We start from the raw sequence: 21982 nt of genomic DNA on the forward strand, positions 1-21982 counted from the left end.
ACAGGACCCAAATCCGAGTTTGTTCCTGGCAAAGAGAAGCCCTGACAATGTGAAAGCCGGGCCCCGCCCCCGCTTACAGGGCGTGACCCGGCTTCTCACCCGTCAGGCGCCGGACTCCGTCTCCGACGGCGATCCGGCGGACGCGAGCATCAGATGCGCGGCTCCGGGGCCATGGGCGGCTCCTCTCCCGGCCGCCGACCGGCTCCGGGCAGCGGGCCGCTGCCGGGAGGGGCCAGCGGGGACTCCGGCGGATACTCCTGCCCCACCGTGCGCGGCGGCACCGGCTCGTCGAAGCCGTGACCGTTTCCCGGACCGCCGGCGGGCCTGTCGGTAACGGTCGCGGCGCCCGCGCCGAAGCCGGGCACGCCCGTACCGCGGTTCTGCGGGCCCGGCACGTCGCCGCGCCAGGCACCGGTCTCACCGCCACGCGACTCGATGAACGTCTTGAAGCGCTCCAGGTCGCCGCGAACGCGCAGGCGGACGATCTGCAGCCAGTCGCCGACAGTCTCGATGAAGCCTTCCGGGTCGTACTCGAGCTGGAGCGTGACGCGGGTGGTCTCCGGAGCGAGGTGGTGGAAAGTCACCACTCCGGCCTGGTGCGGCCGGTCGGCGGACTTCCACGCCACCCGCTCGTCCGGGTGCTGCTCGGTGATCTCGGCCTCGAATTCACGGCGAACGCCCGCGATCTCCACGACCCACGCCGTACGGGTGTCACTCAGTTGCTTGACCGACTCGACGCCTTCCATGAACTCGGGAAAGCTCTCGAACTGGGTCCACTGGTTGTAGGCCGTCCTGATCGGAACGTTCACATCGACGGACTGTTCGATCGTGCTCACAGGTCTGCCTCCCTCTCGTGGGTTCGGTAAGCGGACCTGCCCGGCGGTCCCGGGGCCTAACTAGCTACGGCGCAAAAGCCAATAAAGCCCCAGGACCGGCAGCACAAGGGGAATGAACACGTAGCCACTGCCGTACCCGGACCAGACCGTCGCGTGCGGGAAAGCCTCGGGGTCCGCCATGCTCAGCGTGCCGACGACGAGGACCCCGGCCAGCTCGATGCCGCAGGCGGCCAGGGCGAGTCGCCGGTCTCCCCTGGCCAGCGCCACGGTGAGTACGATATAGACCAGTGCGGCGAACGCCGACAGCGAGTAGGCCAGCGGGGCCTCGCCGAAACGTGTCGCGATCTGCACCGCGGCGCGTGCCCCCGCGGCCAGCGCGAAAACGCCGTAGACCGCGACCAGCGCACGTCCCGGGCCCGAGCCGATCGCCGGTTCGCTCATGCCGCCCCCTGCCAGATCTGCAGCAGTCGCCCGACCATGACGCAGACCGCGAAGGCCCCGACCGCGATCACCGCGGGTCCCCAGCGCGAGCGCTCCGCGAGCCCCAGGAAGGCCGCCCCCGGCGGGATCACCAGCGTTCCCACGAGGTAGCCGATCAGGGTCACCGTCTCGTCCGGCCCCTCTCCCCTGACCACCGCGGCGATCGCAAAGCCCGCCTGGACCAGCAGACCGACCTCGAGCAGCCCGAGCGCGGCGAGCAGGACAGTGCCCATCGGCCTGTTCCGCGCGGCGGTCACAATGGCGGACAGCACGACGACCAGCGCCAGCACAATCAGGGCGGTCGCGAGCGGGCCGATCACCGGGACATCACCGTGGCAGGAAGCATGACCAGTAGGGTACTGCCCGGTACCATCGCCCTTCTCGCCGCGGCGCATACGCTGGATCCGTGGAGAGAATCCTGGTCAGTGCCTGCCTGATGGGGCAAAGGGTCCGCTACGACGGGGCCGCGAAGACCAGCGGCGACGCGCTGCTGGCCACCTGGCGGGATGAGGGGCGGCTGGTCCCGTTCTGTCCAGAGGTCGAGGGCGGCCTGCCCGTGCCGCGCCCTGCCGCCGAGATCGAGGGCGGCGCGGGAGGCGCGGCCGTGCTCGCCGGAGCCGCCCGGGTGCTCACCGCCGATGGGACCGACGTCACACCTGCCTTTCTCGCCGGAGCCCAGTCGGCACTCGCCGTCGCCAGGTCCTTCGGCGCCAGGGTGGCGATCCTGAAGGAGGGCAGCCCCTCCTGCGGAAGCCTGACCATCTACGACGGCACCTTCCGCGGCTCCCGCCTGCCAGGCGCGGGTGTCACCACCGCCCTACTCGAACTGCACGGCATCTCGGTGTTCACCGAGGACCACATCGCGGACGCCGCCGTACGGCTGCGCGAGCTGTGCTGATGGTCGTTCAGCGCTTCAGTACTCCCAGACGTCGGTGCGGCTCTCCTTGCCGACGCAGTAGACCGCGGAGCCGTGCTGCCCCTGGACCAGGTCGACCCGGACCCAGCCGTCGGCCTGGGACACCTGGGCCTCGAAGCCCGGGTTGGGCGTCGCGGCGACCAGACGGCACACGCCCGCGTCGATGGTGAACGAGACGGAGCCGTTCTTGACGGTCACCACCCGCGTTCTGTCGTTCGCCGCCATCTGGGCGGAGGGGCTGGGCGCGGTGGACGTCCGCACGGGCCCGGGCAGGGCCGCGGCCGTCCTGGCGGGTTTGAGCGCGGCGATCGTGGACCGTGAGGATCCAGGGGTCGTGGAGTTCCTCGAATGGGCGAGCACCTTGTGATCGTCCTGCGGAGAGCCGGTGACTCGTGGGCTGAGCGTGCTGTGGCGGGCGGTGGGCGTGGGGGCGCGTCTGCCGGGCGTGGGCTGGGCACTCGGCGGGGCGGGGAGCGTGGCCGGCCCGGTCGGTGTGCCCAGGGGAACCGATTCGGCCTCCATGCGGCTGAGCGCGGCGTTGAGGGACTCGACCCTCACGTCGTCGAAGACCTGGCTGCGCAGCACGTCACGGACACCGAACCAGGTGACCGAGGCCGCCAGGACCGTGGCTCCACACCACACCGCTATGAACCCTAAGGTTTGCCGCATGCGGTGAATTATTACCTCATGTGTCTCTTTGTTCACTACGGTTACGTCGTATGGCGACGGTTCTCGTGGTGGAAGACGACGAGTACGTGCGTTCCGCGATGATCCAGGAACTGAGCAGGCGCCAGCACGCCGTGCGCAGCGCGGGGCGGGCACTCGACGCGTTGCGGGAGATCACCCAGAATCCTCCTGACGCGGTGATCCTCGATCTCGGCCTGCCCGACTTGGACGGGTCAGAGGCGCTGAAGATGGTCCGCGGTGTCTCCAGCGTGCCGGTCATCGTGGCGACGGCCAGGGACGACGAGGCGGAGATCGTCCGCCTGCTCAAGGCGGGAGCGGACGACTATCTGGTCAAGCCGTTCTCCGGCGACCATCTGAACGCCCGCCTCGACGCCGTGCTGCGCAGGGCACGGGCGGCGACCCCGCCGCCGGTGCTGCTCGTCGGGGCGCTCGCGGTCGACCTCAACCGGCGCGAGGCCACCCTGGACGGCGCGCCGCTCGCGTTGACCCGGCGAGAGTTCGACCTCCTCGCCTACCTCACCGCCCGCGCCGATCGGGTCGTCTCCCGCAAGGAGCTGCTCACCGAGGTGTGGCAGCAGTCGTACGGCGACGACCAGACCATCGACGTGCACCTGTCATGGCTGCGGCGCAAGCTCGGCGAGAGCGCCTCGGCCCCCCACTATCTGCACACCGTGCGCGGTGTCGGCGTCATGCTGGTCACCCCGCCGTGAGACGGACCCTGGCCCTGCTCGCCGTCGCCGGGGCATCGATGATCGCCCTGGCCTTCCTGATCCCGCTCGGGCTCATCGTCAGGGACATCGCCCACGGCCGCGCGGTGGCCGAGGCCGAGCGGCAGGCGTCGGCGCTGGTCCCGGTGCTGGCCATCACCGTGGACCCGGACCGGCTGGCCCGCGCGGTCGCCAGCACGGGCGCGAAGGAGCGGATCGTGCTCCACCTGCCCGGCGGCGGCTCGGTGGGTACGCCCAAGGCCCCGGCGGAAGCCGTGGTTGGGGCGTCCCGGCTCACGCGGGCCGTGACCTGGGATGCGGGAGCCGACTACCTGCTGCTACGCCCCGTCACCCTGGAGGACGGCCGGATCGCGGTCATCGAGATCTTCGTGCCCGCCGAGGACCTCAGCAGGGGGGTCGCCACGTCGTGGGCGGTGCTGAGCGGGGTCGCGATGCTGCTGATGGCGGTCTCCGTGCTGGTCGCCGATCGCCTCGGAGCGCGGGTGGTGCGTTCGGCCCGGCGCCTGGGCCACGCGGCGGCCTCCCTGGGCGCGGGCGACCTCAGCGTCCGGATCGAACCCGAAGGACCGGCGGAGCTGGCCGCCGCCGGAGAGGCGTTCAACACCATGGCTGACCGGGTGGTCCAGTTGCTCGCCGCGGAGCGGGAGATGGCCGCGGACCTGTCGCACCGGCTGCGCACGCCGCTGACCGCGCTGCGGCTCAGCCTGGACCATCTGGGCCCGGAGGCCGAGCAGAGCCGCCGGGCGCTGAGCCGCCTCGAGTCCGAGGTCGACGAGATCATCGCGGCGGCCAGACAACCCTCCCGCGCGCCCGCGTTCGTCCACTGCGACGCCGCCCAGGTGCTGCGCGAACGGCTGACCTTCTGGTCGGCGCTGGCGGACGACCAGCAGCGGCCGTGGGAGCTGATCGGCGCGTCGGAACCGGCCAGGATCCCGGTCGCGGCCACTGAGCTCAGCGCGGTCGTGGACGCGCTGCTCGGCAACGTCTTCAGGCACACTCCGGAGAGCACGGCGTTCACGGTGACGCTGCATCAGGGCTCGGACACGGTCGGCATCCTGATCGCCGACGCGGGCCCCGGCATCGCCGACCCGGAGGCGGCGCTGCGGCGCGGGGCCAGCGGGTCGGGATCGACCGGTCTCGGCCTGGACATCGCCCGCCAGCTCGCCGAGAGTTCCGGCGGCACGCTGCGGATCGACGCCTCGGCCCTCGGCGGCGCCCGGGTACAGCTGTGGTTGCGCACCGACCAGCGTGACCGCACCTCCCGTACGGCCAGGCGTCCCGCGAGGAACCGCTGGTCCCGCAGGAAACGCGACTCCCCGGGGGCCCCGGGTGAAGATCGCGGGGAAGCCTCGCGCTGAGATGGAGACCGGGAGAAACCGTGGGAACGATCAGGCCGGGGGTATACCTGGTGGTGTTCTGAGTGGTTCGTCGTAGGCGGTGGTTGAGGGTGTTGGGCGGTTGTCTGGGGCAGGCCCGCCAGGACGGGTTCCAGCTTGGCGGGTGCGGTCTGATCGTCTTCCTGCACGGTAGCCAGCGCCTCGTAGGCGGTGGAACGGCCGATGTTGGGGGTGCGGGCTGCTTCGGCGACCGAGACGCTGTTGTCGACCAGGTGGCGGAGGGTGGCGAGTTCGGCGATCTCGTTGATCCGCCGCATCCGCTCCACCGTCAACGTAGCGCACAAGCGAGCGCAGGAGACGGGGCGGCGTCGTTACTCTTCGAACCCATTCAACTACTGTTCGTGTCATAGTGGACGGCTCGCCGTCGTCATGCCCAACGCCTAACAGAGGGTGGCATCTGCCATGACCGACACCACCGCGACCAAGACGAACACCACCGCGGCCAAGCCCCCTACCACGATGGCCTTCGGCGAACTCATCCTGACCTTCGTCGACAAGTTCTTTTTCCGCTACAACGATGACCGCTCAGGCACACACCGGTTCAGCTGCCACGAACCGAAGCTCTACCCCTGGAACCGAACATTCCCGGACGGCTTCGCCTATCTCGGCTATGCCGCACTCCCAGGCTGGTGTACACCCAACCTCCACTGCCCACCTCCCAAAAGGCAGCACGAACTGGACGGGCACACCGTGGCCTTGTGCGTGAGACTGAACCCCGACCATCCCGCCCCCGCCGGCAGCCCGCCCGCCCTGGCTCGCCCGGTGGACCTGGAACAAGTCTGGACCACCGCCGGCGCGAACGGGCGATGGAACACCACGATCTGGCGTCCCGTGCCCCCCGAGGGCTACGTGGCCATGGGGCTGATCACCTCCGGCATCCATCCTGCCGAGTTCGACAAGCCGGGTTGGTCCGATCTGATGTGTGTCCGTGAGGACCTGACCGCCCCCGCCGACGTCAAATGGCTCTACAACGCCGGCGGCACCGGCGCCAAGCAGCGCTTCAGCGCCTGGAGCATCGTCGTGCCCCCCTCCTACGTCGATGACAGCGAGGGGCCCACCCGCGTCCTGATCGCGCCCAACACCTTCACCGGTCACCAATCCTACGACCAGCCCGAAGGCTTGCCCGAGATGCGTGTGCTGTGCCTGCCCCTGCCCACCGAACTGCCCGACCGGCCCCACATGCCGGCCCTGGTCGATCACGTCCGGCCGGCCAGCAAGGTCTCCTCGGCCGTCACCAACGTGGTCTGGCTGCCCTACACCGCGGTCCACGACCCGGTCAAGACCGACGAGTGGAAAGTGGCCAACTCACCCTTCTACCGCATCGAACGCAAAGCGTCCTGGACGCTGCTGGCCCACATCAGCAACCAGACCAGCACCACGCAGACCGTCACCAAGAGCATCACCACCGGCACCGAGAAAGAGAGCGCCAACACCTTCAGCGTCAACACCGGCTTCTCGGTCTCCTCCACCGTCGGCGTCTCGACAGGTGTCGTCAGCAGTTCGGCCACCGCCACCTTCAGCCTGGAACTGGGCTTCTCGCACACCACCTCGCTCAAGGAACTGGAATCCCACAGCGTCACCCGCACGCTGCAAGCACCCCCCGACCATGCCGCAGCCATGTGGGTCGCCGACTACGAACTCCAGGTCCGGCGCGCCGACGGCACACGCGTCGGCAGCCCGCTGACCTTCCGCGGCGACAGCTTCCACTACGACCAATACCCCGACGACCCCGCCACCAGCGACACCACCACCACCAAAACCACGACCAAGACAGGCACCACCACCTCGACCGGGCGCTCAGCCACCACCCCCACCAAGCGGTCCAAACACTCCTGACAACCCGGCAACCCGAACAACGAAATCGCCGACAGCGGCGGGTCAGCCACGCGCCGCCCCCCCGCCTAACGGCCGTACCGGCCGCTACGCACACGGCATTCGAGGGGCCCGCCACCGTATGGGGCGGCGGGCCCCTCATGTACCACACCTTGATCCATTTACTTGTACGGCGATCAGGAGACCAGAACTCCATCGTTGCCATCGAGCTCAAAAGCCGACTCGCCGGGGGGTGTGCAGACTACTCCGCACATTCCACGCACCCCGATTTCGGAAAGTGACGCTCGTTCCCTGGCCTGGCAGCAGGGGCGCAGCGGTCTCAGCCCCTCAATCCTTGGCGCCAGCGTCGGCGTCATGCAGAGCCTGCCGCCCGCCAGGCCGGGTGCCTGGTGTTCTGGCTGAGTAGGTCGTCGTAGGCGGCGATAGAGGGCGTTGGACGGCCGTCCGCGGGAAGGGCCGCCAGGACGGATTCCAGCTCGGCGCGCGCGGCCTGATCGTCTTCCTGCGTGGTGGCCAGCGCTTGGTAGGCGGTGGATCGGCCGATCTTGAGGGTGCGGGCGGCCTCGGTGACCGAGACGCCGTCGTCGACGAGGCGGCGGAGGGTGGTGAGTTCGGCGGGGCCGATGGCGCGGGGGCGGCCGGTCTTCTTCTTGCCGAGGAGCCGGCGGCCTTCGGTTTCGCGGCGTGCGGCGGCGGCGATCCCATCGGCCTGGCGCTCGGCGCGCAGTTCCAGTTCGTACTCGGCGGCCGCGGCCAGGACCGTGAACATGAACCGGCCCTCCTTGGTGCCGAGGTCGAAGTTCTCGGTCAGGCTGATGACCTTCACTCCGCGCTCGCGCAGCTCGGTGACGGTGGTCAGCACGTGGGCGGCTGAGCGTCCCCACCGGTCGGACTTCCAGAACTTCAGGATGTCCCCGGCCTGGGGGCGCGACAGCAGCGCCTCCCACTCCGGACGCGCGACCCCGCGCTTGCCCGACTCCTTCTCGGTAACCAGTTCGTCGTAGCCGCTGGCGGTCAGGGCGTCGAGCTGGAGTTGCGGGTTCTGATCGCGGGTGGAGACTCGCGCGTAGGCGTAGATCCTGCCCGTCACAATCGTCCGAGGTCGTCGCGGCCGGTAACGGTGCGCAGGATGTCATCGTCTCCGGAACTCATCGCGGCGCGGACCGACACGCCGCGCAGCGAGTTGGCGACGCGGGCCAGGTCCTGACGGTCGTACTCGTCGGTCCGGAAGCCGAGGATCTCCATGCTCGATGAGCAGTTGGAAGCTTCCTGCGGTCTTGAAGGCGCGCAGCGCCAGTTCCCCGTCTTCCGCTCGCGGCCGTCCGCCACAGCCTCTCCCACCGTCCAGAAACCCCCGTCCGAAAAGTCGATGCGGGACGGCCCGAAGCGTTACCGGAAACCAGGACGCACATCGGCTGGGATCGGAAGAATCGGCGCTGTGGATCACTCGGGCGGGCCGGAGACCGACGTCGTCTTCCAGATGCGGGTGGTGCTCGCCGGGCTCAGCCCGATGGTCTGGCGGCGCCTGCTCGTTCCCGCGAGCACCTCGATCGCCGACCTGCACGAGGTGTTCCAGTGCGCGTTCGGGTGGAGTGACGAGAGCCTGCACCACTTCACGATCCACGGCGTGGAGTACGGGTGCTGGCGTCCGGGGTCGGCGGGGTTCTCCACCGACGGTCGCCAGGTGCGCTTGACCCGGTTCGGCCTGCGCACCGGTGAGCGGTTCACCTACGACTACGACTTCTTCGCCGGCTGGCGGCTGGAAGTCCGGGTGGAGCAACTCCTGACCCGCACGCCCAGCCGCCGGTATCCGGCCTGCACCGGCGGCGCCCGCCAGGCCCCGCCCGAGTCCTGCCGCGGGGTGCGGGAGTTCCTGGAGCTGCGGCAGCGCTGGCCCCTCATCATCGTGGCGGGCCGCCTCGCCGAGCTCATGGCCGACTCCCTCGACCGCGGCAACGACCGGGCGTGGGCGGCGGAGTTCCTCGCCGAACACCGCGAGGAGCTGACCGCGCTGACCGGCATCGCCCGCCTGGACGACTTCGACAAGACCGAGCTCAACACCGCCCTGCACACCCTCGACTCCCGCGTGCCGGAGGACGAACCCACGTGAAGATCACCGTTCAGCTCGTCATCGACGCCCAGGACGGCACCCCGCCGACCGTGGAGCACGTCACCGCGATCGCCCGCGACGACCTCAGCCTCGCGACCGCCGGGCTGGCGCTCACCGAGGCCCACGAGGTGCTGTCCGGCGTCCAGCACCACCTCCTCACCGCCCAGGCCCGGGTGGCCGTCGACGCCGAACGGCACTGCCAGCACTGCGGTCGAGCCCGCGCCCGCAAGGACACCCGGCAGATCGTGCTGCGCACCTTGTTCGGCACCCTCCGCCTGGACAGCCCGCGCCTGAAGACCTGCTCCTGCACGGCGACGGCGTCGGAGGCCGCGACATTCAGCCCGATCGCCGCGGCGCTGCCCGAACGCACCGCTCCGGAGCTGCTGCTGTGGGAGGCTAAGTACGCCGCGCTCACCTCCTACGGCACCGCCACGACCCTGCTCGCCGAGACCTTCCCGCTCGGCCGGCCCCTGCACGCCACCGCCCTGCGCCAGCAAGTCGAGCGCACCGCGACCCGGCTGGAGAACGAGCTCGGTGAGGAACGCTTCAGCTTCATCGACACCCGCCCCCGCGACCTGGAGACCATGCCGCGCCCGGACCTGCCGCTGGTCGTCGCCCTGGACGGTGGCTACGTCCACTCGGCCAACCAGACCTCCCGCCGCGACGGCTGGTTCGAGGCCGTTACCGGCCGCTCCACCCCCACCGGCGGCGGCCCTGCCAAGACCTTCGCGTTCGTCCAGACCTACGACCACAAACCCAAACGGCGCCTGTATGAGCTGCTGCGCTCCCAAGGGATGACCGACAACCAGCAGATCGTGTTCCTCACCGACGGCGGCGAGGACATCCGCGACCTGCCCCGCTACCTCAATCCTCAGGCCGAGCACTACCTCGACTGGTTCCACATCACCATGCGCCTCACCGTCCTGCGCCAGAGCACCCAATCGCTCCCCACACCGGTCGCAGACGTCGAGGACTTCACCGTCGACCCCGCCGAGACCGACCGGACCCTGGAACGGATCAAGCACTACCTGTGGCACGGCAACACCTTCCGAGCCCTCGACCTGCTCACCGACCTCGTCGAGGACTACGAACTGCTGTGCGCGGATCCCACTGACGACAAGCAGCGGACCTTCTTCACCCGGCTGAGCGAGTTCCGTACCTACATCGACCGCAACCAGCACGAGATCCCCAACTACGGCGAACGCCATCGCAACGGCGAGGCCATCTCCAGTGCCACTGCCGAAGCCACCGTCAACCACGTCATCAGCCGGCGCATGGTCAAGAAGCAGCAGATGAGATGGACACCCCGCGGCGCCCACCTCCTCCTCCAGATCCGCACTCGCGTCCTCAACCACGACCTCGAAACCGACTTCGCCCGCTGGTACCCCAACTCAGATCAGGCGCTCAGCCTCGCGGCCTGATCCGTTCCCATGGTTTCTCCCGGTCTCCGAGATCTCCACCGCCCCTCCGGGAGCCACGTGAGCGTCCTGCCCGTGGCCGTAACCGGAACCGGACCGGGGCCTGGACCGGGAGAGGGTGTCCAGGCGAAGGACGCGTCCGGCTTCTCCGGTGTGGTCGTGACCTCGACGGGCTTCAGACCGGGGGGACACCGGCCATCGCCCACGCCTCCTCGCGGGTCATGGACGCGCCCCGCTCGTGCGCCGCCTCGTAGGCTCGGTCGCCGAGCGCCCTCCGCACGGCCAGGCTCAGCCGCGTCACGTCGGCGTTGCCCGCCATGGCGGTCCCGCGCACCGCCGTACCCGCGCCCAGCAGCAGGGCGGCCCGCTCCGCGTCGTCCTCGAGCAGCGCGACCCCGGAAAGCAGCTCGGTCACCAGGGCCGTCATCATCACGTTGCGCTGGCTCGAGGCCGAGACCAGCGCCCGGTGGTACCACGCCAGGGCCTCACGGGCGTCGCCCTCGGTCTCAGCGATCAGCCCGAGACCGACCATGACGATGGCCCTGGTCTCCTCAGCCCCGAACCATCCCGAGGGGCACCCGGCCAGTGCCGCCTCCGCGAGGCGCCGGGCCTCGGCCGTCTCGCCCTCCAGCCTGGCGATGACGCTCAGCCCGTGGTTGGCCAGGGCGAGCACCTCGGACGCCCCGCTACGGCGGGCCAGCTCGGCCGCCCGCCCCGTGTCCTCCCTCGCCCCCTCGAGGTCACCCGTCTGCGCGCGCACACTCGCGCGCCGGCACAACCCCTGGGCGACGTCCTCGTCGGCCCCGAGCACGCGGGCCAGTTCCAGGGACTCCTCACACAGGCTCCACGCCAGCCCGACGTCGCCCCGCCATTCGGCGATCTTGGCGAGCTCGGACAGGGTGACCTCCATTCCCCACCGCTCGCCGAGGGCGCGGAATCCGTCGAGCCCGGCGGACAGCCCGCGTTCCGCGTCGTCGATCCGCCCGGCGTACAACGCCATGAGGCCCTCGCCCAAGCGCCTCAGCGCCTGGCTCCACGGATCGGCGCCCAGCAGCGCCTGCCATTCGTCGCCCAGGTTCGCGGTCCGCGCCTCGGGGATGCCCATCGCCATGCCCAGCATCATGATCAGGAAGGGCTGCCTGGGCGGCCGCCCCCTGGCCAGCACCGCCCCGACGGCGTTGTCCAGGTGGGTGCCGAACTCACTGCGGGACCCGCCGGACGCGATGCTCAGGACGCACAGGGCGTACTCCTCCTCGAACCCGCCAGGCGGGTGAGGGCCGATCCTCCTGAGGAGCTCCTCCGCGCGTGCCGCCCCCTGGCTGCGCAGCCCGCGCAGCCACCAGTAGGTCGTCAGGGAGGCGAGCAGCCGCAGTGCCCGCCCGGCGTCGGCGGCGGCGGCCCAGTGGAACGCGGCGTGCAGGTTGTCGCGCTCGACGTCCAGCGAGGCCAGGCACTCGAGCTGGTCCGCGGTGATCAGGCGCGGCTCCGCCGCCAGCACCAGGCCGAGGAAGTGGTCGGCGTGCGAGCGCCGTAGCCGCTCCGTCTCCCCCGCCTCGGCGAGACGTTCCGCGCAGAACGCCCGGATCGTGTTGAGCATGCGGTAGCGGGCCCCAGAGACCTCGACGAGGGATTTGTCCACCAGACCGGTCAGCGCCTCGACCACCTCGCCGTCCGGCAGCCCGCACACCGCGGAGACCGCCTCCAGGGTCGCGCCGCCGGTGAAGACCGTCAGCCGCCCGGCCAGCGTCCGCTCGGTCTCGTCGAGCAGGTCCCAGCTCCACTCGACCACCGCGCGGAGCGTGCGGTGCCTCGGCTGCGCGGTACGGCTGCCGCGTGACAGCAGCCGGAAGCGATCGTCCAGCCTGGCCGCGACCTCGGTGACCGGCAGCGACCGCAACCGGGCCGCGGCCAGCTCGATCGCCAGCGGCTGCCCGTCGAGAGCCCGGCAGATCCGCAGCACGGCCTCGGCGCTCGTCTCGTCGACGGCGAACCCCGGCAGCACCGCGGTGGCCCGGTGCGCGAAGAGCTGGACGGCCGGGTAGCCGAGCGCCTCCCGCGCCGGCGTGCCGGGTGGCGGCACCGCGAGCGCGGGGAGCGGGCACAGGCTCTCCCCGGTGATGCCGAGCGCCTCCCTGCCGGTGGCGAGGATCCGCAGCCCGGGACAGGCCCCGAGCAGGCGTCCTGCGAGCTCCGCGGCGGCCTCGACGAGGTGCTCGCAGTTGTCGAAGACGAGCAGGACGCGCCGTCCGGCGAGCGCGGCGATCATCCGCTCGACGGAGTCGGCCTGCGGCCTGCCTGGGCCGGGTGTGAGTCCTGTCTCGCGCAGCCCGAGTGCGCCGAACACCGCCTGGGCGACCTCGGCCGCCCGGCTCAGCGGCGCGAGGTCGACGAACCGGACCTCGCCCGGCTGCCGGGCCGCGGCCTCGACCGCCAGGCGGGTCTTGCCGACCCCTCCCGGGCCGGTGAGGGTGACCAGGCGCCCCTCCTCGAGCAGCGCGCCGACCCGCGCCAGTTCCTCCCGCCTGCCAACGAAGCTGGTGAGCTGGGCCACGAGCGCGTGCCGCGGGACGGGCACCGCCGCGGGCGGGACGATCGTCCCAGGCGTGACCGTCCCGATGCCGACGGCCAGAACCTCGGGATAGCGGGCCACGGGCCGTTCCGCGGTGACCTGCCGTGCGGTGCGGGCCGCGACCGGCTGGACGGCGAGGGAAGGATCGGCCCTGAGCACGGCCAGATGCGTCGCGGCCAGTTCGGCCGCGGGCTCGGCTCCGAGCTCCTCGGCGAGGGTCCGCCTGGCCTCCTCGTATGTGGCGAGGGCCTCGGCCTGCCTGCCGCTGCCGTACAACGCCCGCATCAGCTGCCCCAGCAGCCGCTCCCGCAGCGGATGCGCGGCCACCAGGCCACGCAGCTCGGCCACCAGGGCCCGGTGCTCCCCCATGGCCAGCTCGGCCTCTGCACGGTCCTCGACGGCCGTCAGGCGCAGCTCCTCCAGACGTGCGATCTGGCCGCGCACGAACGGCGCGTCGCCCACGTCGGGCAGCGCGGGCCCTCGCCACAGGGCGAGCGCCTCGCGCAGGAGCGCGGCGGCACGCGCCCTGTCCCCCACGCCCAGGGCCTGGCGCCCCTGGGCCGCCAGCCGTTCGAAACAGTGGACGTCGACGTCCTGGGGACTCACCGCGAGCCGGTAGCCCGCCGGGTGGAACTCGACCGCCCCGGCGTGCCCGAGCAGCTGCCTGAGCCGGGAGACCTGCGCCTGCAGCGCGTTGGCGACGTTGCCCCGCTGCTCCTCGCCGTAGAGGCCGCCGATCAGCCGCTCCGCGGTGACCACCCGTCCCGCGTTGAGCGCCAGCATCGCGAGCAATGCCCGCGTTCTCGGCCCGCCAACGGCGATCGGGCCGCCCACGGCGTCCCGCACCTCCATCGCGCCCAGTAAGCCGACCCACATGGCACCGATTATCGTGCGTGGCCGGTCCTGCGCGCTCCTGTCCTCGGACCTGCCGTGCCGAGGGCTGACACTCGCCCCCAGGTGGTCGCGGAAGCCCGGGAAACAGCGAGATCCCGTCCAATCGAACCGATCGGACGGGATCGCACCGCCTTCTTCGCGCCGTCCCGAGGACGGCCCGAGACGGGGGTTCACGAGAGGGCCAGGCCTGCGGGAAACAGGAGACGGCGGGACCACCCGGTGGGCACGAGAGCGCACGGAGCAAGCCCCAAGAAGGTCCGACAGGGATCATCTGTAATAAAACCATCTGCTATGGTCTCTCTTATTGCTCTACGGAACAGGAGGCGACCGCGGCGTTCACACCACCTCCCGAATCCTGGGCACTTGGTGTGCCGTCCGCCGCGGGACCGATGACGATCCCGGACGGCAGCCGGTCTTCCCTCTCCGCCTGACCGCTGAAAGGACTGATTCTGATGAGCGAGAGCGACTACGGCCCAGGCCAGGGCCCCAGCGCCCGGCCCCTCACCGAAGAAGAAGTGATCCGGATCCTCGGCGAGCAGCGGTTCGGCGTGCTGGCGACCGTCAAACGCGACGGCCATCCGCACCTGGCCTCGATGGTCTTCTACTGGGACGCCGAGGAACGGGTCATCCGGTTCTCGTCGGCCGAGGGGCGCATCAAGGTGAGCCACCTGCGGCACGACCCACGCGCGACCCTGCACGTCCAGGGCGAGAACGTCCTCTTCTACGCCATCGCGGAGGGTGAGGCGGAGGTGTCGGAGGCGAGCACGGAACCCGGTGACGCGACCGGGCGGGAACTGCTGGCGATGGCCGGGGGCTTCGACGATCCGGCGGACGAGACGGCGTTCCTCGAACAGATGACGAAAAGCCGGCGTGTGGTGATCAGGCTCAGGGTGTCCCGTCTGTACGGAACGGCCCTGGACGGCCCCGTGAAGGACTAGCCAGGCCCCAAAACGGGAAAGCGTGGATGCGGCCGCACACGCTCGAACGAACCCGCCGACCCGGAAAACTGCGAGATCCCGTCCGAAATGCCGAAGCGCCTGGCGCGGATCTATGGGCATAGAACACCTGATCGGCCGGCTGCCGACTCGACGCTCATCCCGTCGGCACGAGCACCGCGCGGCCGGGCAGGCCATCCTGCGGAGCTCACGCCGGTCGGCGGCCACTGTTACACGCTCATCACGTGTTCAACGACACCCGATAACATCGATCCAGCAAGCTCTCCCCCTGTGATGACGAAACTCCTTCTCGCCGCCGTTCTCAGCCTGGGCGGCGCCCTTGTGCCGCAGTCCGCCTCTGCCATCCAGTGGGAGAAGTGCCCGCCCGATCCGCCTTACCCGGCCCCGGGCGACGGCATCGAGTGCGGCACGGTCGAGGTGCCCGTGGACTGGTCTCTACCGGACGGCGAGCAGATCAAGATCTTCGCCTCCCGCAGCAAGGCCCGCAAGCAGAAGCTCGGCACGCTGGTTACCAACCCGGGCGGCCCCGGCAATCCCGGCGCGACCCCGGTCATGAGGGCCCCCGAGGAGTTTCCCGACGAGATTCTCGACAGTTTCGACATCATCGGCTTCGACCCGCGCGGCATCGGACGCAGCCACGACATCCAGTGCGACGACACGCTGGTGAACAAGACCTTCCCCCCACCGGCCACCCAGGCCGCCTGGGACGAACTCGTCGTGCACAACCGCAGGGTTGGGGAGAGCTGCCGGGAGAAGACCGGCCCGCTCTTCGACCACCTGGACACCATGTCCGTCGCCCGGGACGTCGAGGCGATCCGCCGCGCGCTCGGCGCGGAGAAGATCAGTTTCCTGGGCCAGTCGTATGGCACGCTCATCGGCCAGCACTACGCTCAGCTGTTCCCGGACAAGCTCGACCGGCTCGTCCTGGACGGCGTCGTGGACCATGGCCTTAAGACCGCCGCCGCTCAGTTGCTCGACGGCGCCAAGGAGTCCGAGCGCGCCTACCGCGAGTATCTGGACCCGGCCCAGAGGCGTACCGTGACGCTGCTGTTCGCCAAGGCCGACAGGGGCACGCTCAAGCACGGGACGACCATCGTCACTCCGCACATGCTGACCGCGTTGCTCAACGAGTATTTCGGCGCCGACTCCATGAAGGAGCTCATCAAGAACCTCGCCACCGGCAAGGGCGAGGTGCCCTTCGAGTCGCCGTACGTCGAGATCATGCACCGGGCCACGTGGTGTCAGGATTTCTCGGTCACGACGACGTTCGCCCAGTTCGGCAAAGCGATGGCCGCCGCTCGCGAGGCCGCCCCCGGCATCCGCCACAACGCCCAGTCCACGGACTTCGTGCTCGGCTGCCAGGGCTGGCCGGCGAAGGTGACCAACCCGCCTGCGACTCCGGAGCTGAAGGGGGTGAACGCGCTGATCGCCACCTACGAGCGCGATCTGGCGACCCCGAAGGCATGGGCGCTGCGCGTGGCGGCCCGCATTCCCGCCGCCAGGCGCGTCGTCCTCGCGGCCACCGGCCACATCATCTACGGTCGGCACGCCGTCACCGACGCCCAGAAGTGCGTGCAGCGCGAGATCTCCCGTTTCCTGATCACAGGAGAGAGTTCGGGCACTACCTGCGGTAACTGACAATCGAACGAGCCCTGCAACGACCACATCAGCCGGGAAAACGGCGAGATCCCGCCCGATCGAGGTGATCGGACGGGATCTCGTCAACTTCCTTCAGGCCGTCTCGAGAACGGCCCCAGGGTGGAGCTATGGGGATTCGAACCCCAGACCTCCTCCATGCCATGGAGGCGCGCTACCAGCTGCGCCATAGCCCCTGGTCACCGCTCCGAGTTCTCTCGTCGCGGCGCTTCGGAAGCATACAAGGACACCCACGTGTTCACCTAATCGACGGCGGTACGGCTCACGCCCTTCACGGGCGTGAGCCGTACCGCTCAGTCCTGCGTGATCTCGGGGCTGTCGTCGCTCTGGACGGGCTCCGGAAGGGTTCCCGCGTTGTGCTCCAGCAGGCGCCAGCCCTTGCGTCCCTCCTCGAGGACGGACCAGGAGCAGTTGCCCAGGCCGCCGAGAGCGGGCCAGAGCTCCTCCGGCAGGCCCATCAGCCTGGCGATGCCAAGCCGGATCGCCGCCCCGTGGGAGGCGACCACCAGCAGGCCGTCCTGGTCGAGCTGGGCAGCCCATTTGCGGATCGACGCCGAAACGCGCTCGGCGACGTCGGTGACCACCTCGCCGCCGGGGGCATCCCAGGCGGCGAACTGCTCGGGCCAGCCCGCGGAGATCTCCTCCCGGGTGAGCCCCTCCCACTCACCGCCGCCGCGCTCACGCAGATCCTTGTCTACCGAAACGCCCAAGCCGACGAGACGGCCGAGCGCTGAGGCGGTGTCGAAGGCCCGCTGCAGGTCGGAGGAAACGATCATGGTGGGGCGGAGGGAGGCAAGCAGCGAGGCCGCCCTGGCCGCCTGCGCGATACCGGTCTCGTCAAGCGGGATGTCGCTGTGGCCCTGGAAGCGGTGCTCGACGTTCCACAGCGTCTGGCCATGCCTCAGGCAGACGATGCGGCGACTCACTCAGTTACCGCCTCGCGGGCGCGCTGGGCCGCGACCTGCGTGACGCTGTCAGGCAGGGCGATGGAGGGACAGTCCTTCCACAGCCGCTCAAGGGCGTAGAAGGTGCGGTCCTCCTCGTGCTGGACGTGCACGACGATGTCGACGTAGTCGAGGAGAACCCAGCGGCCCTCACGCTCTCCCTCACGGCGGACGGGCTTGGCGTGGGCCTCGATCCGCAGCCGGTCCTCGATCTCGTCGACGATGGCTCGGACCTGGCGGTCGTTGGTGGCGGAGCAGAGCAGGAAGGCGTCGGTGATGACGAGCTGGTCGCTCACGTCATAGGCGAGGATGTCATCGGCCAGCTTGTCCGCCGCCGCCTCGGCGGCGAGTCTGACGAGCTGGACGGATCTGTCGGTTGCGGTCACGGTTTCGGTTAGTCCTCCAGTAGTCGGCGCTGTCACCTATCAGGGTGCCCGATCGGGCGCTCGTCGAAGAGCCGCAACAGGTACAACGCCTATCGTGTGCCACCCGATTCCGTGCCGCAAACGAATTGGCGGTCCGACGAGGGGCTCACATAGCGGTAGAGACCGCGTTTGTTGATGTACTGCACGATACCGTCGGGCACCAGGTACCAGATGGGCTGTCCCGAGGCGACCCGCTCCCTGCACTCGGAGGACGAGATGGCCAGGGCGGGAATCTCCAGCAGGCTCACCTTGCCCTCCGGCAGTCCCGGGTCACGCAGGATGTGGCCGGGGCGGGTGGCCCCGACGAAGTGCGCGATGGTGAAGAGCTCCTCGACGTCGCGCCAGCTCAGGATCTGGGAGAGCGCGTCGGCCCCGGTGATGAAGTACAGCTCGACGTCGGGGCCCCTGGCCTCGGCGATCTCCCTGAGGGTGTCGATGGTGTAGGTCGGGCCAGGGCGGTCGATGTCCACCCTGCTCACCGAGAACCGGGGGTTCGAGGCGGTCGCGATGACCGTCATCAGATAACGGTCCTCGGGGGCGGAGACGGTCTTGTCGGCCTTCTGCCATGGGCGTCCCGTCGGCACGAAGACCACCTCGTCGAGGTGGAAGTGGTGCGCGACCTCACTCGCGGCGACGAGGTGACCGTGGTGGATGGGGTCGAAGGTGCCGCCCATGACTCCCAGGCGTCTCTTCCCCTGGCCGGTGGGCGCGTTCATCATGAAACGGACCATACGCGTAAGCCGTACATGGCTTTTAATCACCCCCCGCGCATGCCCGGCGGCCCCGACGTAGCATGCCGGACATGACCACCACCCCGGATCGCAATCGCGTACAGCTTCCCGGCGTAAGCTCGCGTGCCTACGAACATCCCGCCGACCGGTCCGCGCTGGTAGCTCTGCGCTCGCTCAGCGGGTTCGACACGGTTCTCAAGCAGATGTCCGGCCTGATCAGCGAGCGCCGCCTGCGCCTCATCCACCTCGCCTCCGCCGTGCGCACCGGCGAGACCCAGTTTCGCACCCTGCACGACATGGGGCGCGACGCCGCCTACACCCTGGACCTGCACCGCATTCCCGAGGTGTACGTCCAGCAGAGCCCGCTGGTGCAGGCGAAGGCGATCGGCTTCGACGACCCGTTCATCGTCGTCACGACCGGTCTCCTCGACCTCATGGACGACGAGGAGCTGCGTTTCGTCGTCGGCCACGAGACCGCGCACATCCTGTCGGGCCACGCGGTCTACCGCACCATGCTGGACATCCTTACCCGCCTGGCCACCCGCGTCGCCTGGATCCCGCTCGGCTACATCGGTCTGCGCGCGATCGTCGCGGGCCTCGAGGAGTGGCACCGCAAGTCGGAGCTCTCGGCCGACCGCGGCGGACTGCTCTGCGGCCAGGACCCGGACGCCGCCCTGCGCGCGCTGATGAAGCTCGCCGGCGGCTCGCGCCTGCACGAGATGAACATCGAGGCCTTCCTCGACCAGGCACGGGAGTACGACACGGCGGGTGACGTCCGTGACGGCCTGCTCAAAGTCCTCAACCTGCTCGGCACCACCCACCCGTTCGCCGTCTCCCGAGTGGCGGAGCTGGACAAGTGGCGCCGCGACGGCGACTACGAGACGATCCTCGGCGGCGACTACCCTCGCCGCGCGGACGACGCGAACGCCAAGATCTCCGAGGAGGTCAGGGCCGCCGCCCGCTCGTACCGCGAGTCCTGGTCTCAGTCCCAGGATCCGTTCATCGGTGTCCTGCGCGACGTGGCCGAGGGCGCGGTCAACGCCGGAGAGCGCATCTTCAACCGCTTCTCCCGCCGCGACGGCAACTAGACGCCATGAGCTCCACGAAAAGGTCTGGAAGATCACCTTCTAGGCCTTTTCCGAGGGGAGCGACACCTCGTCTCGGATCGTGCCCTTCCTGGACGCGCAGAGCCGCACCCCGGGCAGGCCGCGGGGCCGTGCCCCGCTAGACAAGAAGCGCGATCGCGCGCACCGCAGCCGCGCACAGGGCGACGAACCCGCCCAGCACCGCGAGCGTGCGCAACCCCTCCTTGCGAAGCTCAGGCATCCTGGAGCTGACCCGCTCGACCTCTCTGCTGACGATCACACCGCAGACGACGCCGAACACGATGCCCGCGACGATCACCGGAACCGGCTGTAGCCACCACTCCGGAGGCAGCGACCCGCCGCAGGCCAGCCAGAGCGTGACCCAGGCGAGCGCGGCGGCGGGCAGTCCCGGCCAGGCCAGCACGGTCAGCACTGAGACCGCGAGGGCGGGCGGGAAGGTCACGACCCGCAGGACACCCCGCGACCTGGCCGTCTTGCGCTTCCTGACCAGCCAACGCCCGGCCCAGATCGCGCGGGCCAGGGCGGCGAAGACCCCGGTGACGGCGAAGGTCGCCACCGGCCAGATCACCGTGGCCACGACACACGGCACGGCGAGTACGGCCAGCAGGAGCACCAGCACCGCGCTTCCCGCGCGCAGCGGCCTCGGCCCGCCGCCTGCCGCGGCGTCCTCCCCGGCCCCCTCGCCCCCGCGCCTCCTGACCACCCGCCGAACCGGACGGACGGACTCGGCCACCTTGGTGCCGGGCCGCCCGCCGCGCGGGAACTCCTCCGCCTTGACACCGGGCCGCCCGCCACGCGGGAACTCCTCCGCCCTGGCACCGGGCGGGCCGGACCTGCCGCGGGTCTCCGGCTTCTTCACGGCCCCCTGCCCGATCGCATCCGGGACGGCCGTCGCCGCGGCCTGCCTCGTGATCTTCCGGGGCTCTGCATCGGAGATGGCGGCCCTGGCCAGACGGCTGAGGCGGGCGGCCAGGAGGGCGGCGGTCGGCCGTTTGGCCGCCTCACGGTGCAGGGCGGCGCGAACCAGGGGAAGCAGTGCCGCGGGAATGCCCGCCAGGTCGGCCTGGCCGTTGAGGATGGCGTACATCTGCGCCTCCGCCGGCCCCCTGCCGAAGGTCGGGCGCCCGGTCGCGGCGAAGGCGACCGTGGCCGCCCAGGCGTGCACGTCCGCGGGCTCGCCGACGGGCTCGTCAGCGAACACCTCGGGGGCGGCGTAGCTCGGGGTACCGAGAAAGGTGCCGGTCAGAGTCAGCCGGGTGGCATCCAACACCTGGGCGATGCCGAAGTCGATCAGAACGGGGTCGTCCTCGGCATTGATCAGAACGTTGGCGGGCTTGAGATCACGGTGGACGACCCCGGCCGCGTGGACGATCGACAGTGCAGTGGCCAGCCCGTGGGCCAGGGTGACCAGCGCGGCACCCATGAGCGGGCCGCCGCGCCGTACGCGGTCGAGGAGGGTGTCTCCCTCGATGTACTCCATGACGAGGTAGGGCCGCTCGCAGGCCAGGTCTGCGTCAACGACGCGGGCGACGTAGGGGCTCTCAACCCTGCGGAGGGCTCGGACCTCGCGCTCCAGGCGTATTCGGGCCTCCGAGTCGGCGTCGACGATGTCGTGGAGCATTTTGAGGGCGACGCTCTCACTGCGCTTGTTGGTCGCGCGGTAGACCTCGCCCATGCCACCTCTGCCGAGGCGTTCGACCAACGTATAGGAACCGACTCGCCCGAGACGACCCACGTGACCTCCTGCGTCGGCCACATGGTCTTGGGGGACCGCTGTGCCTACCGGGTCGCCCGCTCTCGCGCGCTCCCCTGCTCTCCAGCCATAGGAGTCAACACCATAGCGGGCGGATGCGACGAATTTCCGGCGGCACGCCGTACCCGAGGAAAGATCCGTGCGGCGGGCGCCTACCGTCGCACACGGTGCGGGCCCCCTCTCAGGGGCGCTTCGGCTCCTGGGATGAGTGGGCCAGCAGGGTGTCCAGCTCGGCCGTCGGCTCGCCCGACAGGTCCCGGCGCTTGGTGCGGCGCCAGTTCACGTGGCCCCGCCTCTCCAACCACAGCATCAGCCGATCGACCCCGAACAGCACAATGGCGACAAACAGGAATGCGATCACAATTTCCATGAAGTCCAGTCAAACCAGAGAAAGCCCGTATTACCTGGAGCGACACGCCGTCACATAAGGTGACGGTCGCTTCGACACCCTCATCGGCGGACGAACCTCCGGCCTGGATCGCCCCTCCTACCCCAGAGGCCACACTGCCATCACCACTCTCGACAGCGTTATGCGACTTACCA

General features: G+C 70.0%; 21 protein-coding genes and 1 tRNA gene. 9 read left to right on the forward strand and 13 right to left on the reverse strand.

What is annotated here, in order from left to right; genetic code table 11:
* Positions 1 to 149: 149 nt before the first annotated feature.
* From AB0395_RS31475 to AB0395_RS31485, 3 genes are read right to left on the reverse strand one after another with little or no spacing between them, the layout of a single operon-like run.
* A complete protein-coding gene (locus AB0395_RS31475; RefSeq protein ID WP_366287357.1) occupies positions 150 to 836 on the reverse strand; it encodes an SRPBCC family protein in 687 nt (228 codons plus the stop codon).
* A 60-nt stretch (positions 837 to 896) separates the two neighbouring features.
* Positions 897 to 1277: a hypothetical protein gene (locus AB0395_RS31480; RefSeq protein WP_366287359.1), complete on the reverse strand. Its 381-nt coding sequence runs from the start codon at positions 1275 to 1277 to the stop codon at positions 897 to 899.
* The gene (locus tag AB0395_RS31485) at positions 1274 to 1636 is read right to left on the reverse strand and encodes a hypothetical protein (protein WP_366287361.1); all 363 of its coding nucleotides are present in this window, start codon (positions 1634 to 1636) and stop codon (positions 1274 to 1276) included. The genes AB0395_RS31480 and AB0395_RS31485 overlap by 4 nt, the downstream gene beginning before the upstream one ends.
* Before the next feature lie 86 nt (positions 1637 to 1722).
* On the opposite strand from AB0395_RS31485, the gene AB0395_RS31490 reads away from it, so the two are divergent.
* Positions 1723 to 2214, forward strand: coding sequence for a DUF523 domain-containing protein (locus AB0395_RS31490; RefSeq protein ID WP_366287363.1), 492 nt, complete (start codon positions 1723 to 1725; stop codon positions 2212 to 2214).
* Between the two features lie 15 nt (positions 2215 to 2229).
* Here AB0395_RS31490 and AB0395_RS31495 read toward each other — a convergent pair whose 3' ends face one another.
* Positions 2230 to 2901: a hypothetical protein gene (locus AB0395_RS31495; RefSeq protein WP_366287364.1), complete on the reverse strand. Its 672-nt coding sequence runs from the start codon at positions 2899 to 2901 to the stop codon at positions 2230 to 2232.
* Positions 2902 to 2951: 50 nt separating this feature from the next.
* On the opposite strand from AB0395_RS31495, the gene AB0395_RS31500 reads away from it, so the two are divergent.
* From AB0395_RS31500 to AB0395_RS31510, 3 genes are all read left to right on the forward strand, one after another.
* Positions 2952 to 3629, forward strand: coding sequence for a response regulator transcription factor (locus tag AB0395_RS31500; RefSeq protein WP_366287366.1), 678 nt, complete (start codon positions 2952 to 2954; stop codon positions 3627 to 3629).
* Complete coding sequence (locus AB0395_RS31505; RefSeq protein WP_366287368.1) at positions 3626 to 5005, forward strand: ATP-binding protein; 1380 nt, start codon at positions 3626 to 3628, stop codon at positions 5003 to 5005. Before AB0395_RS31500 ends, AB0395_RS31505 begins: the two co-directional genes overlap by 4 nt.
* Before the next feature lie 441 nt (positions 5006 to 5446).
* On the forward strand, positions 5447 to 6880 hold the full coding sequence (locus AB0395_RS31510; RefSeq protein ID WP_366287370.1) for a Vps62-related protein: 1434 nt from the start codon (positions 5447 to 5449) through the stop codon (positions 6878 to 6880).
* A gap of 349 nt (positions 6881 to 7229) precedes the next feature.
* Here the strand turns inward: AB0395_RS31510 and AB0395_RS31515 are convergent, their stop codons facing one another.
* Positions 7230 to 7967, reverse strand: coding sequence for a recombinase family protein (locus tag AB0395_RS31515; protein WP_366287372.1), 738 nt, complete (start codon positions 7965 to 7967; stop codon positions 7230 to 7232).
* Positions 7964 to 8122, reverse strand: coding sequence for a hypothetical protein (locus AB0395_RS31520; RefSeq protein ID WP_366287374.1), 159 nt, complete (start codon positions 8120 to 8122; stop codon positions 7964 to 7966). The genes AB0395_RS31515 and AB0395_RS31520 overlap by 4 nt, the downstream gene beginning before the upstream one ends.
* A 193-nt stretch (positions 8123 to 8315) precedes the next feature.
* Between AB0395_RS31520 and AB0395_RS31525 the strand changes: the two genes are divergently transcribed.
* Complete coding sequence (locus tag AB0395_RS31525) at positions 8316 to 8987, forward strand: plasmid pRiA4b ORF-3 family protein (RefSeq protein WP_366287376.1); 672 nt, start codon at positions 8316 to 8318, stop codon at positions 8985 to 8987.
* Positions 8984 to 10408, forward strand: coding sequence for an ISKra4 family transposase (locus tag AB0395_RS31530; RefSeq protein ID WP_366287378.1), 1425 nt, complete (start codon positions 8984 to 8986; stop codon positions 10406 to 10408). The genes AB0395_RS31525 and AB0395_RS31530 overlap by 4 nt, the downstream gene beginning before the upstream one ends.
* 172 nt (positions 10409 to 10580) lie before the next feature.
* Here AB0395_RS31530 and AB0395_RS31535 read toward each other — a convergent pair whose 3' ends face one another.
* Positions 10581 to 13850 (reverse strand): BTAD domain-containing putative transcriptional regulator, encoded by a 3270-nt coding sequence (locus AB0395_RS31535; RefSeq protein WP_366287380.1) that lies wholly within the window; start codon positions 13848 to 13850, stop codon positions 10581 to 10583.
* A 470-nt stretch (positions 13851 to 14320) separates the two neighbouring features.
* On the opposite strand from AB0395_RS31535, the gene AB0395_RS31540 reads away from it, so the two are divergent.
* On the forward strand, positions 14321 to 14806 hold the full coding sequence (locus AB0395_RS31540) for a TIGR03618 family F420-dependent PPOX class oxidoreductase (protein ID WP_366287381.1): 486 nt from the start codon (positions 14321 to 14323) through the stop codon (positions 14804 to 14806).
* Between the two features lie 291 nt (positions 14807 to 15097).
* On the forward strand, positions 15098 to 16462 hold the full coding sequence (locus AB0395_RS31545) for an alpha/beta fold hydrolase (protein ID WP_366287382.1): 1365 nt from the start codon (positions 15098 to 15100) through the stop codon (positions 16460 to 16462).
* 121 nt (positions 16463 to 16583) lie between these two features.
* Here AB0395_RS31545 and AB0395_RS31550 read toward each other — a convergent pair.
* From AB0395_RS31550 to nadD, 4 genes are all read right to left on the reverse strand, one after another.
* A tRNA-Ala gene (locus AB0395_RS31550) sits at positions 16584 to 16656 on the reverse strand.
* Positions 16657 to 16773: 117 nt separating this feature from the next.
* Positions 16774 to 17406, reverse strand: a complete 633-nt coding sequence (locus AB0395_RS31555; protein WP_366287384.1) for a histidine phosphatase family protein — start codon at positions 17404 to 17406, stop codon at positions 16774 to 16776.
* Positions 17403 to 17810 (reverse strand): ribosome silencing factor, encoded by a 408-nt coding sequence (gene rsfS, locus AB0395_RS31560; protein WP_366287385.1) that lies wholly within the window; start codon positions 17808 to 17810, stop codon positions 17403 to 17405. The genes AB0395_RS31555 and rsfS overlap by 4 nt, the downstream gene beginning before the upstream one ends.
* 89 nt (positions 17811 to 17899) lie before the next feature.
* Positions 17900 to 18568 carry a nicotinate-nucleotide adenylyltransferase gene (nadD, locus tag AB0395_RS31565; protein ID WP_366287387.1) on the reverse strand — a complete coding sequence of 223 codons (669 nt, stop codon included), beginning with the start codon at positions 18566 to 18568 and terminating at the stop codon, positions 17900 to 17902.
* A 74-nt stretch (positions 18569 to 18642) separates the two neighbouring features.
* Between nadD and AB0395_RS31570 the strand changes: the two genes are divergently transcribed.
* Positions 18643 to 19668, forward strand: a complete 1026-nt coding sequence (locus tag AB0395_RS31570) for a M48 family metallopeptidase (RefSeq protein WP_366287388.1) — start codon at positions 18643 to 18645, stop codon at positions 19666 to 19668.
* Positions 19669 to 19804: 136 nt separating this feature from the next.
* Here AB0395_RS31570 and AB0395_RS31575 read toward each other — a convergent pair whose 3' ends face one another.
* Positions 19805 to 21442: a serine/threonine-protein kinase gene (locus AB0395_RS31575; protein ID WP_366287389.1), complete on the reverse strand. Its 1638-nt coding sequence runs from the start codon at positions 21440 to 21442 to the stop codon at positions 19805 to 19807.
* A 178-nt stretch (positions 21443 to 21620) separates the two neighbouring features.
* Positions 21621 to 21809: a hypothetical protein gene (locus AB0395_RS31580; protein WP_366287390.1), complete on the reverse strand. Its 189-nt coding sequence runs from the start codon at positions 21807 to 21809 to the stop codon at positions 21621 to 21623.
* Between the last annotated feature and the right edge of the window lie 173 nt (positions 21810 to 21982).

The sequence above is a fragment of the Streptosporangium sp. NPDC051023 genome (genome assembly GCF_040689595.1).
Taxonomy (GTDB): domain Bacteria; phylum Actinomycetota; class Actinomycetes; order Streptosporangiales; family Streptosporangiaceae; genus Streptosporangium.

What these genes read in the sequence shown, in the direction of transcription:
- AB0395_RS31520 (WP_366287374.1), bottom strand. Translation starts at nt 8,122, where the DNA reads ATGGAGATCCTCGGCTTCCGGACCGACGAGTACGACCGTCAGGACCTG.
- AB0395_RS31480 (WP_366287359.1), bottom strand. Translation starts at nt 1,277, where the DNA reads ATGAGCGAACCGGCGATCGGCTCGGGCCCGGGACGTGCGCTGGTCGCG.
- nadD (WP_366287387.1), bottom strand. Translation starts at nt 18,568, where the DNA reads ATGATGAACGCGCCCACCGGCCAGGGGAAGAGACGCCTGGGAGTCATG.
- AB0395_RS31495 (WP_366287364.1), bottom strand. Translation starts at nt 2,901, where the DNA reads ATGCGGCAAACCTTAGGGTTCATAGCGGTGTGGTGTGGAGCCACGGTC.
- AB0395_RS31510 (WP_366287370.1), top strand. Translation starts at nt 5,447, where the DNA reads ATGACCGACACCACCGCGACCAAGACGAACACCACCGCGGCCAAGCCC.
- AB0395_RS31580 (WP_366287390.1), bottom strand. Translation starts at nt 21,809, where the DNA reads ATGGAAATTGTGATCGCATTCCTGTTTGTCGCCATTGTGCTGTTCGGG.
- AB0395_RS31570 (WP_366287388.1), top strand. Translation starts at nt 18,643, where the DNA reads ATGCCGGACATGACCACCACCCCGGATCGCAATCGCGTACAGCTTCCC.
- AB0395_RS31500 (WP_366287366.1), top strand. Translation starts at nt 2,952, where the DNA reads ATGGCGACGGTTCTCGTGGTGGAAGACGACGAGTACGTGCGTTCCGCG.
- AB0395_RS31535 (WP_366287380.1), bottom strand. Translation starts at nt 13,850, where the DNA reads ATGTGGGTCGGCTTACTGGGCGCGATGGAGGTGCGGGACGCCGTGGGC.
- AB0395_RS31545 (WP_366287382.1), top strand. Translation starts at nt 15,098, where the DNA reads ATGACGAAACTCCTTCTCGCCGCCGTTCTCAGCCTGGGCGGCGCCCTT.
- AB0395_RS31540 (WP_366287381.1), top strand. Translation starts at nt 14,321, where the DNA reads ATGAGCGAGAGCGACTACGGCCCAGGCCAGGGCCCCAGCGCCCGGCCC.